Origin of the sequence: Streptomyces sp. A2-16, assembly GCF_018128905.1 — a bacterium.
GTDB lineage: Bacteria > Actinomycetota > Actinomycetes > Streptomycetales > Streptomycetaceae > Streptomyces.
This window is the reverse complement of the sequence record NZ_CP063808.1, coordinates 3,240,290-3,253,832: the sequence shown is the minus strand read 5'-3', so window position 1 is coordinate 3,253,832 and position 13,543 is coordinate 3,240,290. Positions and strand designations below refer to the sequence as shown.

Here is a 13,543-nt window from a genome sequence, read left to right as displayed (position 1 = left end):
GCGCGGCGCCCCGGCCTCGGGGCCGGGGCGCCGCGCAGGGCGGTTCGGGTCACAGGGTGTGCGCGGTCCGTGTCCTGGCGATGTCCAGCTCCTGCCAGATGCCGCCGAGCGCCTCGGCGAACTTCTCCACGTCGCTGGTGGTGTGGGTGGCCGAGGGCGCGACCCGCAGGATCTCCTCGCCGGCCCGGACACTGGGCGCGTTGATGGCCTGGACGTAGATGCCGTGCCGCTCCAGCAGGAGGGCGGAGGCCTGCCGGCACAGGGCGTCGTCGCCGACGAAGACGGACACGATGTGCGACATCGGCGAGATGTAGGGGATGCCCCGCTCGTCCAGCAGGCGGTGCAGCAACCGGGCGTTGTCCCGGAGCCGGTCGCGCTCCTCCTCGCTCGCGCGCAGATGGCGGACGGCGGCGAGCGCGCCCGCGGCCAGCGCCGGGGGCAGCGAGGTGGTGAAGATGAACGACCGCGAGAAGCTGCGGACCGCGTCGATCAGCGGGGCGGGTCCGGCGATGTAGCCCCCGGAGGTGCCGAACCCCTTGGCCAGCGTGCCCATGATGACGGTGAACTCGTCGGCGATGCCCTCGCGGGCGGCGATCCCGGCACCCTCGGGACCGTACATGCCGACCGCGTGCACCTCGTCGATGAACGTCGTCGCTCCGTAGCGCCGGGCGAGGGCGGAGATGTCCTTCAGCGGCGCCACGTCGCCGGACATCGAGTACACCGACTCCAGGACGATCATCTTGGGCCGCCCGGGGTCGGCGGCGGCGAGCAGTTCTTCCAGGTGTGCCACGTCGTTGTGGCGGAAGATGCGCTTCTCGGCGCGGCTGTGGCGCAGCCCGTCGATGATGGAGGCGTGGTTCAGCTCGTCGGAGAAGACCAGCGTGCCGGGCATCCGTCCGGCAAGGACGGACAGCGCGCCGTCGTTCGCGGTGTAGCCGGAGCTGAAGATCAGGGCGCTCTCCTTGCCGTGCAGCGCCGCGAGTTCGTTCTCCAGCAGGACGTGGTAGTGGTTGGTGCCGCCGATGTTGCGCGAGCCGCCGGAGCCCGCGCCGAACGCGTCGAGTGCGGTGCGCATCGCATCGAGCACCGCGGGGTTCTGCCCCATGCCGAGGTAGTCGTTGCTGCACCAGACGCTGATGTCGAGGTCGCGGCCGTCGCCCGCGGTCCGGGCCGTCGCGCTGGGGAACCGCCCGGCGCGGCGGCCGATCTCCAGGAAGGACCGCTTGCTGTCGGCGAACTCCCTCATCTCGCTCGCAAAGAAGTCCAGATGCTGGGTCATGGTGCGAACTCGCTTTCTGGTAAGGGGCGTTGAACCTTCACCGGCATCCGAGGAACCGGGCGAGAAGGGTCGTGCTCGGGCAGTGACGCTCAGACGGTGGCGGAGAGCCGGCGCAGACGCCGTTTGTCGGGCTTCCCCGAGTCGTTGAGCGGGAGTTCGTCGAGGAAGCGGATCTCCTCGGGTACGTGGGCCGCTGTCAGCGCGGCGCCGACCCGGGAGCGGACCTCGGCCGGGCCGACCCGGGCGCCGGGCTTCGTCACGATCGCGGCGTGCAGGTGCTCGATGCCGTCCATGTCCCGTACGCCGTAGACGGCGACGTTCGCGACGCCGGTCAGCGCGGCGATCTCCCGCTCCACGACGGCGGGGTAGATCTTGACGCCCTCGGCCTTCACCATGTCCGCGACCCGGTCCAGCAGGTGCAGATAGCCCTGGGCGTCGACGCGTCCGATGTCGCCGGTGCGGTACCAGCCGTCGCGCAGGACCAGCGCGGTCAGGCCGGGGTCCTTGAGATAGCCGTCCATGACGTGGGGTGAGCGCACCCACACCTCGCCGCTGTGCCCGGCGGGAAGTTCGTCGCCGGTCTCGGGGGCGCAGATCTTGACGGCGGTCTCCTTGAAGGGTCTGCCCACCGTGGTGCGCAGCCGTGGGTCCATGTGCTCGCCGGGGTCCAGCAGGGTGATCCGGCCGCCCTCGGTGGTCCCGTAGCCCTGGACGAGGACGGGCCCGAAGATCTTCGCGGCCTCCTCGATCCGGGTGGGCGCGGCGGTGCTGCCGCTGTAGATCAGTTGCCGCAGGGAGGAGAGGTCGGCCGGTTCGCCGCGGGCGTGGTCCACCGCCCGGTACAGGTGCGCGGTGGCCATGAAGGTGTGGGTGATGCGGTGGTCGGCCACCGCCCGCAGGGCGCGCGCCGGGTCGAACTCCTCGTGCAGGACCACGGTCCCGCCCGCGGCGAGGACGGCGTCGGCCATCGGTCCCGCGGTGTGGCTGAGCGGTGTGACGACGAGCAGCCGCGGGTCGTCCGTGCCGACGGAGGCCGCGGTCGCGGCGACGACGCTCTCCCAGGCGCGCACCGACAGCCGGATCCCCTTGGGGTGGGCGGTGCTGCCGCTGGTGAAGACGACAGCGGCGAGGTCGCTCGGATCGGCCGCGGTGAGCGGGCCGAGGTGGGCCGGGTCCGCGGGTTCGGCGGGCACGGCACCCCCGGCTCCGACGCCGAACCCGGTGACGGCGGGCCGCCGGTTGACGCGGGCGCACAACTCCTGGGCGCGACCGGCGTTCTCGGCGTCGGTGAACAGCACGTGGACCGAGGTGTCCACCAGGATCCGAAGCTGGGCTGCGAGCGGCAGAACGGGCGCGGTCGAGCCGGGGTTGGCGGACCGCAGATGAGTGACGGCGGCGCCCAGGAGGTGGGCTGCGTACCGGGCGATCAGGGTGTCGGGGCTGTTGGGCGCCACCAGGATGCCGACGACGCTGCCGGGGCCCACACCGAGCCCGTGCAGGGTGCGGGCCACACCGGTGACGGCCCGGGCGAACTCCCCCGCCGTGGTGGCCCGTCCGCGCCAGTGCGTGGCGGTCCGGTCCGGGGTCGCGACCAGTCGGGCCAGGATCCGGGCGGCGTAGCCCCCGGGATCGGCGGGCAGGTCCTGTGCGGCACCCATGGTCACCTCATTTCAGCGTGCGGCGGCTCTGGCACGGGCCGGCGCTGTCCTCCAACGACGCGGATCAGCCTCCCGGCCCGCGAACCCGGCGACAATGTGCGAATGGCGTGCCTGAACGAGCGACGGACATCGCTCCGGTGACCGATCGGGCAGCGCACGACGGGCACGGTTAGGGCACCCCGAACGGGCCCGCGGGCGTCCGCCGCGACCTCGGCGCCGGGCTGCGGCTCGGCTCGCTGAACTCCGCTGCCCGGCGCCACGAGCGCCCTGTCGCCGTACGGCTGTCCGTCCCTAGCCGATGCGGGACACCTGATAGTGGGCGATGTACCAGTCGTCCTCCACGCGGGTCAGGAGAACCGCCAGCTTGACCGCGAGCGCGGGCCGGTCCGTGAACGAGAACTCGGCGTCCAGGTAGCCCAGGACGACACCGTCGGCGGGTCGCCGTGTCTCGAGGACGCGGTAGGCCGCCTTCAGGCCGGGCGGCTGGGAGTCGTAGTACTCCGCGACGCCCTGGCGTCCCACGCTGTAGGGATGCAGCCCCTGGAAGACGGCGTCCTCGGTGAACAGGGCGGCCACGCGCTCCGGTCGGTGGGCGTCGACACCCGCCTTCCAGCGGTCGAGGACTGCGCTCAGGATCGCCTTGTCATCCATGGAAGTGGTCATGTCCGCTCCTTGGCAAATGAGTTGACGGCCCGTCAATGTCCGGCGCTCATACCGCCGTCGACGTGCAGGATCTCGCCGGTGACGAACGGTGCCGTCTCCAGGAAGAGCACGGCGTCGACGATGTCGCTCACCTCGCCCATCCGCCCGACCGGGTGCAGGGCGGCGAGGAACTCGTGGGTCTCCTCGGTGTGCATCGGCGTCTTGATGGTGCCGGGCGACACGGCGTTGACGCGGATGCCGCGGGTGGCGTACTCGACGGCGAGGGACTTGGTGGCGGACTGCACTCCGCCCTTGGTCAAGGAGGCCAGGACGGACGGGACGTTGGAGTCCGCGTTGTCGACCAGGCTGGTCGTGATGCTGACGATGTGGCCGCCGCCCTGGGCGAGCAGGTGCGGGAGCGCCCGCTGGGTGAGATGGAAGACTCCGCCGACGTTGATGCCCGTCACGGTGGCGTAGTCCTCGGCCGTGTACTCGGTGAACGGCTTGGCGACGAAGACGCCCGCGTTGTTGACCACGGTGTCGATGCGGCCGAACCGCTCCAGGGCAGCCTCGACGACGCGGCGCGCGGTGTCGGGGTCGGCGATGTCGCCCTGGACGGTGAGGACGTCCGCGTCGTCGACCGGGGCGATGGTGCGTGAGGTGGCGACGACGGCGTGTCCCAGCTTGCGGTAGCCCTCGACGAGGGCGGCGCCGATGCCCTGCGAGGCGCCGGTGATGATCGCGACCTTCTGGTTCCGGGTGCTCATGGTGACCTTCTTCGAGTCGGTGACCGGTACTAGCCGACCGGTCGACTATTCGGAAGGTAGGCCGGTCCGCCGACCGGAGGAAGGATCGGCTTCCTCCTGCCTGGAAGGCAGGGACTCCCAGCGCAGGTCAGCCCGGGACCGCGTACGGATCATCGGCGGGCAGCCAGGCGTCCGGGGCATGGATGCCCAGCCGGCGGCCGAGGTCGCCGGCGTCCTCGCACAGCGCGTCCACGACGGCCAGGACACCGGCGCGGTCCTCCGTCGCCCGCCACACCAGGGACCACGTCCAGTAGACCTTCGGTGCGACGATCTCCCGCCGCACCAGGTCCGGCGGCAGCGGACTGGTCTGCCCCTTGGGCGAGTTGACGACGGGACGGGTGCAGCGGCGCACGTGGTCGAAGAAGGCGGGGCCGGTGATCGCGCCGTCGGAGATGCGTACCGTGCGGGCGCCGGTGTCCTGTGCGAGCTCTTCGGCGTACACGTTCCAGGCGGCCCAGGCGGTGAGGTCGTCGTCGACGAGCACGTCGGTGTCCCGGGCCTCGACGTCGGGCACGTCGCCGCTGTCGCCGCCCCTGGAGACGGCGTAGAGCCGGTCGGCGCCGATCAGCCGGGCCCGCAGCCCGAGCCTGCTCAGGTCCTCGGTGCGCACCCAGCACACCGCGAGGTCCAGGCTGCCGTCCGCGACCCGCGCGGCCTGGGTGTGGGAGGGCGCGACCCAGGCGTCGACGTGCACCTGGGCCACCGCCGCCGTTCGCGATGTCAGGTCCGGGGGAAGCCAGTTGACGTACCCGAGCCGCACCGACCGCGAGCCGGACAGGCTGCCGGCCCGGCGTCTGAGGTCGTCGGCGCGGTCCAGCAGGGCGCGGGTGTGCGGAAGGAGGGCGGCGCCGGCCTGGGTGAGGGAGACCTTGCGCCGGTCCCGGTCGAACAGCCGGACACCCAGGTCCCGTTCGAGCGCCTTGATCTGCTGGGAGAGCGAGGGCCCGGCGATGAGCAGCCGCTCGGCGGCCCGGCCGAAGTTCAGCTCCTCGGCGACCGCGACGAAGTACCGCAGCTGGCGCAGTTCCACGGGCGCCATCGTACGCGCGCTGGGAGGCTGCGCCTATCAGCAGCGAGGCAGCCGGTCGTGGCATCGGTGCAGGTGACGCGCGCAGGATGGGATCACCGACGACGAGTGGAGCGCGTCATGCGAGAGTTCCTGGTCGAGATCACCACCATCGTTCCCGAGGGCACCGCGCAGGAGGAGGTGGACCGGCGCCGGGCCGCCGAGGCCGTCCGTGCGAAGGAGCTGGCGGCGACCGGCCGTCTGGCCCGACTGTGGCGCCCCGTGGGCGAGTTGCGCAGCATCGGCGTGTGGCGGGCCGCCGACGAGGAGGAGCTCCATGAGAAGGTGCTCGGCACTCTGCCGCTGCACCCGTGGATGACCTTCACCGTCACTCCGCTGGAGGCGCACCCGAACGACCCCGGCACGAAGTGAGCGCCGCGTCCCCCTGGGGCCATGCCGCCCGGGCGGCGGCCGCGCTCGCGGCGGCCATGGGAGTGGGCCGCTTCGTCTACACCCCGATCCTGCCCCTGATGCACACCCAGGCGGGCCTGTCCGCCGGGGCCGGGGCAAACCTGGCCACCGCGAACTACGCCGGCTATCTCGTCGGCGCCCTCGCGGGCATCCTGGCCCCCGTGCTGGTCCGGTCGCGTGCCGTACTGCGCGCCTGTCTGCTCCTGCTGACCGGCACGCTCGCCGCGATGCCCCTCACCCACAGCACTACCGTCTGGAGCCTGCTGCGGCTCGTGGCCGGCATGGCGAGCGCCCTGGTGTTCGTCATCGCGGCCGGCTCCCTCCTGCACCATCTGCGGGCACACCCGCCGCACCTGTCCGGCTGGGCGTTCGGCGGAGTGGGCGGCGGCATCGCGCTGTCGGGGCTGCTGGTCCTGGTGGTGCGGCCCGTCGCCGACTGGCGCACCGCCTGGTGGACCGCCGCCGCACTCGCCGCGCTGCTCGCCGCCCTCTCGTGGCAGCTGCGGCCCGAGGAGGCACCCCTCACCACCGTGCACCGGAGCGGCACCGGGCCGCCCCGCACCCACCGCTGGTTCGCTGCGCTGTTCGTCAGCTACACGCTGGAGGGCGTCGGCTACATCATCGCCGGGACCTTCCTGGTCGCCGCCGTCGGACAGGGTTCCCCCGGCTGGGTCGGCAGCGGCGCCTGGGTGCTCGTGGGCCTGGCCGCCGTACCGTCCGCGGCACTGTGGGCCCGACTGGGCCGCCGCTGGTCACGCCCCGGACTGCTGCTCACGGCGCTCGTGGTCCAGGCGGTCGGCATCGCGCTGCCCGCCCTGGTCGGCGGGACGGTCGCGGCCCTCGGTTCGGCGTTGCTGTTCGGCGCCACGTTCATCGGCATCAGCACGCTGGCCCTGGCCGCCGGTGCGCATCTGCGGTTTCCCCGCTCGGTCGCCCTGCTGACCGCCGGATACTCGGTCGGCCAGATCCTGGGCCCGCTGCTCGTCGCCCCGCTGCTGCACGACGGGCACGACGGCTACCGGCGGGCGCTGCTCCTGGCCGGCCTCGTGGTCCTGGTCGCAGCCGGGGCCGCCGCCGTGCTGCGGATCGGTTTCCCGTACCACGTCGCCGCAGAAGGCCCCACGGTCCCCGGACAACAGCGAGAATCGACCGGGGACGCCCGGCCCGCCCCGGCCGGCCCCTGAGCACTCACCGCCGCACCCGGCCAACTGATGTGGAGCCGCTGATGACCACCGCACGGGACCTCGCGATCGTCGCCCTTGACGTGGCCGCCGACAAGCCGGTGGAACAGGGCGATCTCTCGCTCGCGCTCGCGGCGGCCGAGGTGCTCGACCTCCTCGACGCCCGCGCCCTCGACCTGGACGGCGACCGCATCCTGCCCCTGGCCCCCTCCCCCACCGGTGACCGTCTGCTGGACGAGGCCGCCGAGGCTCTCGTACGACGGGAACCGTACGAGTCGGTCGAGGACTGGCTGTGGCGCCGGGGCCGCGGGCTGTCCGCGGCCTACGTCGACGACCTGGAGCGGATCGGGCTGACCACCCGCACGCGGGGCCGCCGGATCCCGCTGCGGACCGGGCGCACGGAGCTGGTCGACTCGGCGGCCAGGCGGCAGGCGCAGGAGCGCCGGGCGGCCGGCGACCCCGTCCTCACGGCCCTGGCGTCCGCCGCCGGGATCGGCGACGCACCGGCCGGCGAGCTCACCGACGAGGCGGTCACCGTCCTGGCCGCCGTCGGGGACGCGGTCATGGAGCTGGAGGCCGTGCGTCAGCGGAAGGTCATCGAGGACGCCGCCTTCGACAACGTCTGGCGCGGTTACTAGGCGGCGCCTGCACCGAGCAGGGCACGGCAGTTGTCCCACAGGGGGGTCAGGCGCCGGGGGCTGTTGTAGAGCTTGGCGAACATCACCTGGCCCTCCAGCTGGGCCACCACCGCCCGCGCCGCCTCCCGCGGGTCGGCCGCGGTGACGTCGCCGCGGTCCCGGGCCTCGGCGACGACCGCCTCGACCATGTCGACCTGCGCGTCGAAGATCTCCTGGAGCCGTCCGCGCACGGGCTCGGCATGATTGCTCAGCTCCAGAGCGAGGTTCCCGAGCAGACAGCCCGAGACCGTGCCGCAGCCTTCCTGGACGGCGCGCTGGCCGGCCTCGGTCTGCTCGAAAAGCCCGCGCAGTCGCTCCAGTGGGACCGCGTCCCCGCCCAACGCGCTCTCCCAGTCCTGTCGTTGGGCCGCCCAGTGCTCGTCGACGACGGCGAGTGCGAGGGCCTCCTTGGACTCGAAGAAGTAGTAGAAGCTGCCCTTCGGCACCCCGGCCGCCTTGCAGATCTCGGCCACGCCCAGCGCCGAGTAGCCGCGCCGCTCGATGAGCGAGCGTGCGGCACCGAGAATCTTCTCCCTGGCGTCACTGGTGCGTCCCACACCTCCAGTGTAGGGAGTACTAGACCGGTCGGCTAGCAAGCTGTCCGTCTCGCCCGTCACAGCACCGGGAGCCCGTCGGCCTCCCGTCGCTCCAGACGCGCGACGAGTTCCGCCGCCGACGACTTGATGGTCTCCAGACCGGACTTCCCCCAGCTCCGGGGCTCCACGTCCACCACGCACACCGTGCCCAGCACCATCCCTGTGGAGTCGAGGAGCGGTGCGCCCAGATAGGAGCGGATGCCGTACTCGTCGACCACCGGGTTGCCCGCGAAGCGCGGGTAGTCGCGCACATCCTCCAGGACCAGCGCCTTGCGGCGGACGACCACATGGGGGCAGAAGCCATGGTCGCGCGCCATATAGCGGCCCACTTCCGGCTTGGCCTCCTCGCCGTCCGCCGGGGGCCGGGCCGCGGGGATCCTGAGTCCGGCGAAGAACTGCCCGTTCTCGCCGAGGAAGTTGACCATGGCGTACGGCGCCCTCGTGCGCTCGGCCAGCCGCTCGGCGAAGGCGTCCAGCGCGGGCTCCGGATGCTCCCCGAGGCCCAGCAGTCCGAGCCGTCTCGCCCGGGCCGGAGCCTCCTTGTCCTCCGGGGTGAGCAGCAGACGACCGGCCGGGCGTGGTGGGTCGTAGCTCATGGGCGGCCGTCGATGTGGACGTCGGTCATATGCGGCTCCGTGGCGGTGGGTGCGGGGGTCACATGTGGGCGCCGTGGCTCGGCGCGGGCGCCGGGCTGTGGGCGATGAGATGCCGTACAAGGGTGAGCAGGGTCTGCACACCGGAACTGGAGATCCGGGCGTCGCAGCGCACGATCGGGATCTCCGGAGGGAGGTCGATGGCGGCGCGGACCTCCTCGGGGTCGTAGCGGTACCCCCCGTCGAACTCGTTGATCGCGACGATGAATCCGAGGCCGCGCTGCTCGAAGAAGTCCACGGCCGCGAAGCAGTCCTCGAGGCGGCGGGTGTCGGCGAGGATCACCGCCCCGAGCGCGCCCTCGGAGAGCTCGTCCCACATGAACCAGAAGCGCTCCTGCCCCGGCGTGCCGAACAGATAGAGGACGTGTTCCGGATCGAGGGTGATGCGGCCGAAGTCCATGGCCACCGTCGTCTCGACCTTGTTCTCGATGCCGTCGAGGCTGTCGGTCGCGGCGCTGACCGTGGTGAGCAGTTCCTCCGTGCTGAGGGGGGCGATCTCACTGACCGCTCCCACGAAGGTTGTCTTGCCGACTCCGAACCCGCCCGCCACAAGGATCTTGAGTGCGGTGGGGAACGGGTCAGAGTTGTCGTCGTAGTCCATCGAGCACTGCCTCCAGAAGAGCCCGGTCAGTCGGGTTGTGGGTGAACTCGGGGGGCTTGGTGGTCAGTGCCCCGCAGTCCACCAGGTCGGACAGCAGCACCTTGGTGACCACCGCCGGCAGCTTGAGATGGGCGGCCACCTCGGCGACCGAGACGGGCGCGCGGCACAGGTCGAGTGCCTGCGCGTGCTCGGGGCCGAGGTAGCCGATGGGGGTGGCACCGGTGGCCATCACGTGCGACAGGAGGTCGAACGTGATGGACGGCCGGGTGCGGCCGTTGCTGACCGTGAAGGGCCGCACCAGCCGCCCGGCCGCGTCGTCGAGCCAGGGCCCGTCGCCGGCCGCCGCCACGCTCAAGGCCTCATCGCCGGGGATTCGACGGCGTGCTGCCGGGGCGCGGTCACGAGGTAGGGGCGGACGCTCTTGACGAGCATCGCCATCTCGTAGCCGAGGACGGCGGCGTCGGCCTCGCGCCCCGCCAGTACGGCGAGACAGGTGCCGGAGCCCGCGGTGGTCACGAACAGCAGCGTCGAGTCGAGTTCGACGACGACCTGGCGGACGTCTCCGCCGTCGCCGAAGCGGACGCCCGCGCTGCGGCCGAGGGAGTAGAGGCCGGAGGCCAGGGCCGCCATGTGGTCGGCACTGTCCCCGTCGAGGCCGTGAACCGACTTCACGAGGCCGTCGCAGGACAGCAGGACCGCGCTGCTGGTGTGCGGCACGCGCTGCACGAGGCCGCTCATCAGCCAGTCGAGGTCGGATACATGGCCGGTCGGCGCTTCGCTCGCCATGGTGGATCGACTCCTTGAGGTACGAAGGTCTGCGGGAGCGCTGGGGGGTGGGGTGTACACGGGGGTGGTCATCCGGCGGGTGCGCTCCCGTCGTGCCGGGGGGTGGTGCGGTCGTGATCGAGGCCGTGCGCCTCGGATATGTGGGGCCGCTCCATGGAGGTTGCGTCAATGGCGGCGGTGTCGGTCGTGGGTGCGGTGTCCGTGTGGTTCGCGCCGCGTCGGAAGGTGAGGTCGAAGTCGAAGGAGGCGGACGGGTGGGGGGACGGGGTGCGGCGGGGCTCCAGCGGTGCGGCTGCCGACGATCCGGTGCCGGTGGTGTCCGTGCCGGTATGGGCGGTGTCCGTGTGCGGGCGGCCCGTGGTCGCCGCGTCCGTGTGGGCGGGGCCCATATGGGCGGGGTCCATATGGGACGGGTCCATGGGTTCGCGGGCCGCAGCCGGGGAGGGCATGGCAGTGGGGTCCATGGCTGCGGACGACACCGTGTGTGTCGGGTCCAGGTGGCCGGCCTCCCTGCGCGGTGACGGCAACGGCAACGGCGTGGTCGGTTCACCGTGCTCCGCCTCCAGGTGCTGCTGGGCCTCGGCGAGACTGATCCCGCGCTGGAAGGCGGCCATGAGTCCCGGGTCGTGGAAGGCGAGGTGCTCGGCGTCCTGCCGTGGCGCCGGTCCGCCGCGCAGCTGGGGTGCGATGTGCTCCTGGGCGCGGCGCCGGGGCAGTTGGGGCTTGCCCATGGTGCCGCGCACGGTCCCGATGCGCGGGGTGGGCGGCGCGGCCACATGCTCGGCGACCAGCCGCCGGTCGTCGGGCCTGATCCCGGGCACGGCCTCGGCAGGGGTGGGCCGCTCCCCGCGGGCCCCGCGCACGGGCAGCGGCGCGGGACGCACGGGGCGTGCCCCACCGCCGTTCGGCCCGCTTCCACCACCGGCCGACCGGTCGGCCACCGTGCCCTTGTCACCGGCCGGGGACCCGCTCCCACCGGACACGGCACCGCTTTCGCCCACGAGGGGCCCTTGCCCGCCTCCGCCAGGACCGCTCCCGGACACCCCCGAGCCACCGCCCACGAAGGACTCGCCGCCCAGCACCGAACCCCTGCCACCGGAGGCAGGCTGCTCCCCGCTCGACACGGCACCACCACCGAGCGACGCAGACCCGCCACCGCCCGGAACGCTCCCGCCCCCGTGCGTCGGCGACCCGGCTCCGCCGGTCAGGGAGCCGCCGCCTTTCGGTGCACCGCCGCCGTCTCCCGGCGCGCGCCCCCTGCCGTTCGGTGCCGGCCCGCGGCCGTTGCGTACGTGCCGGGCGGCCTGCGGTACCGGCTCGCCGCTCTTCGCCGTGGGCGCCGCGGTGCCGTTGAGACCGGGCTGCGTGCTCGGGGGCTCGCGCCGCTGCGTGTCGGTCCCGGGGCGCGGCTCCGCGGGCGCTCCCCGGTGCCGTGCCTCGTGCCCGGGCCGCGGTTGCCCCGGGTCCTGCGGCGATACGGCGGCCCCCACGGCGCCGCTCGTCACCGCGGCTTGCGGCGGCTGCGCACCGACCGCTCCCGGCGCCGTACCCAGCAGCGCCTGCGGCACGACGAGGACGGCCTGGACGCCGCCGTAGATGTTGGTCTGGAGCCGCACGTGGATGCCGTGCCGCTTCGCGAGCTGCGAGACCACGAACAGCCCGATGCGCCCGTCCGCCAGCAGGCTCGCGACGTTGACCTGGTCCGGGTCCGACAACAGGGCGTTCATCCGGTGCTGTTCGGCGACCGGCATGCCGAGCCCGCGGTCCTCCACCTCGACGGCCAGCCCGGAGGTCACGAGGTTGGCGCGCAGCAGCACTTGGGTGTGCGGGGCCGAGAACACCGTGGCGTTCTCGACCAGTTCGGCCAGCAGATGGATGACGTCGGCGACGGCGTGCCCGCGCAGCGTGCCGTCGATCGGCGGCACGAGTTTGACGCGCGAGTACTGCTCGACCTCGGCGATGGCGGAGCGCAGCACCTCGGTCATGGAGACGGGGTTGCTCCACTGCCGACGGGAGACGGCACCGCCGAGGACGGCGAGGTTCTCGGCGTGCCGGCGGATCCGGGTGGCGAGGTGGTCGACGTGGAAGAGTCCCTTGAGCAGGTCGGGGTCCTCGATCTCGTTCTCCAGCTCGTCGAGGATCGAGATCTCGCGGTGCACCAGCGACTGAAGCCGCCGCGCGAGGTTGACGAAGACCTCCAGTTTCTGTTCGCTGCCGGCCTGGCTGGAGAGCTGGGCGGCCTGGACGACGGCGGTGACGGCCCCGTCGTGGGCCCGGGTCAGGTCGGCGGCGAGCAGCTCGAAGTCGTCGGCGCCGTCGGGCGGTCCGCTGCGCGGGCCGGGCCCCGGCGGCACCTCGCCGCGGCGCAGCCCCTCGACCAGGGCCCGCAGGTCGGCCTCGCGGCGCGCGCTGCTGCGGCGCAGTGCGCCGACGCGGTCGCTCACGGTCTTGGCGGCGCGGTCGGCCGCCACGGCGGCGATGAGGATGCCCGCGAGGGTCACCGAGACCGCTCCGGCCAGGACTCCCCACAGGATGAGGCTGGGCTGCGCCCCGGTGGAGCGGACGGTGAACAGGACGGCCGCGCAGCCGCTGAGGGCGACCGCGACCGGCGGGAGCACGGCCAGCCGCACAAGCTGTGGCCGTAGGTGCGTCTCGGGCAGCGAGGGGGCGGGGCGGGCGACCGGGCGACCGTGCCGCCCGCCCTCACGGCGGTCTGCGCGTGCGGCCGGTGCGCGGAGGTGAGACATCGGTGTCCTTGTAGTGGTCCGTCGGTCCTGTCGGCCGGAGGGCCCCGGGCCGACCGGCCCGGATCGGCGAGCTCCGGCGCGTGCCCCTGCGGGTTTCGGGGCGGGTTGCCGGGCGGGTCGCGCGGCGGCATGGTCGTCGGTCACCGGCGCGTCGCCTCCCTCCTCCCCGCACCCCGGCTGTTCGCCGTGGGCATGCGTCATGGCGTACCGGTCGAGAGACCGAAGACTTCAACCCCTCGTCGCCCGGCGGACACTCACAGTAGTCGCCAACGCATCATGTGCGAGCGGCAGTTGACAAAGTCCCCCGCACGACGTCCCGCTCTGGTATGAGTCCTCGCACGACAGACCGACAAGCCGACCGGACAGGGGGACCCGAACGAGTGAATACCGATCAGCCCTGTTCAGAAGCGGTCAGGCCCGACCGGCCGGGCCGGGGGCGC

14 protein-coding genes are annotated in these 13,543 nt (G+C 72.8%); 3 read left to right on the top strand and 11 right to left on the bottom strand.

The window, feature by feature from the left end; all coding sequences use genetic code 11:
* Nucleotides 1–49: 49 nt before the first annotated feature.
* The 5 genes from hemA to IOD14_RS14625 form a co-directional block, all read right to left on the bottom strand.
* Entirely contained in the window at nt 50–1,279 is a 1,230-nt protein-coding gene (gene hemA, locus IOD14_RS14645; protein WP_123994023.1) for a 5-aminolevulinate synthase, read from the bottom strand.
* Between the two features lie 89 nt (nt 1,280–1,368).
* Complete coding sequence (locus IOD14_RS14640) at nt 1,369–2,937, bottom strand: AMP-binding protein (protein ID WP_123994024.1); 1,569 nt, start codon at nt 2,935–2,937, stop codon at nt 1,369–1,371.
* A gap of 291 nt (nt 2,938–3,228) precedes the next feature.
* On the bottom strand, nt 3,229–3,600 hold the full coding sequence (locus tag IOD14_RS14635) for an SgcJ/EcaC family oxidoreductase (RefSeq protein WP_212670440.1): 372 nt from the start codon (nt 3,598–3,600) through the stop codon (nt 3,229–3,231).
* A gap of 32 nt (nt 3,601–3,632) precedes the next feature.
* Nucleotides 3,633–4,346 (bottom strand): SDR family oxidoreductase, encoded by a 714-nt coding sequence (locus tag IOD14_RS14630; protein WP_212670439.1) that lies wholly within the window; start codon nt 4,344–4,346, stop codon nt 3,633–3,635.
* A gap of 127 nt (nt 4,347–4,473) precedes the next feature.
* Nucleotides 4,474–5,424, bottom strand: coding sequence for a LysR family transcriptional regulator (locus tag IOD14_RS14625; RefSeq protein ID WP_123994027.1), 951 nt, complete (start codon nt 5,422–5,424; stop codon nt 4,474–4,476).
* A 108-nt stretch (nt 5,425–5,532) separates the two neighbouring features.
* On the opposite strand from IOD14_RS14625, the gene IOD14_RS14620 reads away from it, so the two are divergent.
* From IOD14_RS14620 to IOD14_RS14610, 3 genes are read left to right on the top strand one after another with little or no spacing between them, the layout of a single operon-like run.
* Nucleotides 5,533–5,823 (top strand): muconolactone Delta-isomerase family protein, encoded by a 291-nt coding sequence (locus IOD14_RS14620; protein WP_123994028.1) that lies wholly within the window; start codon nt 5,533–5,535, stop codon nt 5,821–5,823.
* A 56-nt stretch (nt 5,824–5,879) separates the two neighbouring features.
* Entirely contained in the window at nt 5,880–7,046 is a 1,167-nt protein-coding gene (locus IOD14_RS14615; RefSeq protein WP_212673271.1) for a YbfB/YjiJ family MFS transporter, read from the top strand.
* Nucleotides 7,047–7,087: 41 nt separating this feature from the next.
* Nucleotides 7,088–7,681, top strand: a complete 594-nt coding sequence (locus IOD14_RS14610) for a GPP34 family phosphoprotein (RefSeq protein WP_212670438.1) — start codon at nt 7,088–7,090, stop codon at nt 7,679–7,681.
* Here IOD14_RS14610 and IOD14_RS14605 read toward each other — a convergent pair.
* The 6 genes from IOD14_RS14605 to IOD14_RS14580 form a co-directional block, all read right to left on the bottom strand.
* Nucleotides 7,678–8,277, bottom strand: a complete 600-nt coding sequence (locus tag IOD14_RS14605; RefSeq protein ID WP_123994030.1) for a TetR/AcrR family transcriptional regulator — start codon at nt 8,275–8,277, stop codon at nt 7,678–7,680. The two genes, IOD14_RS14610 and IOD14_RS14605, sit on opposite strands and share 4 nt — an antisense overlap.
* 56 nt (nt 8,278–8,333) lie before the next feature.
* Complete coding sequence (locus IOD14_RS14600) at nt 8,334–8,912, bottom strand: GAF domain-containing protein (RefSeq protein WP_123994031.1); 579 nt, start codon at nt 8,910–8,912, stop codon at nt 8,334–8,336.
* Nucleotides 8,913–8,970: 58 nt separating this feature from the next.
* A complete protein-coding gene (locus IOD14_RS14595) occupies nt 8,971–9,570 on the bottom strand; it encodes an ATP/GTP-binding protein (protein WP_123994032.1) in 600 nt (199 codons plus the stop codon).
* Complete coding sequence (locus IOD14_RS14590) at nt 9,548–9,919, bottom strand: DUF742 domain-containing protein (protein ID WP_123994878.1); 372 nt, start codon at nt 9,917–9,919, stop codon at nt 9,548–9,550. The genes IOD14_RS14595 and IOD14_RS14590 overlap by 23 nt, the downstream gene beginning before the upstream one ends.
* Before the next feature lie 2 nt (nt 9,920–9,921).
* Complete coding sequence (locus IOD14_RS14585; protein WP_123994033.1) at nt 9,922–10,356, bottom strand: roadblock/LC7 domain-containing protein; 435 nt, start codon at nt 10,354–10,356, stop codon at nt 9,922–9,924.
* A 68-nt stretch (nt 10,357–10,424) separates the two neighbouring features.
* Nucleotides 10,425–13,103 (bottom strand): ATP-binding protein, encoded by a 2,679-nt coding sequence (locus tag IOD14_RS14580; RefSeq protein ID WP_212670437.1) that lies wholly within the window; start codon nt 13,101–13,103, stop codon nt 10,425–10,427.
* Between the last annotated feature and the right edge of the window lie 440 nt (nt 13,104–13,543).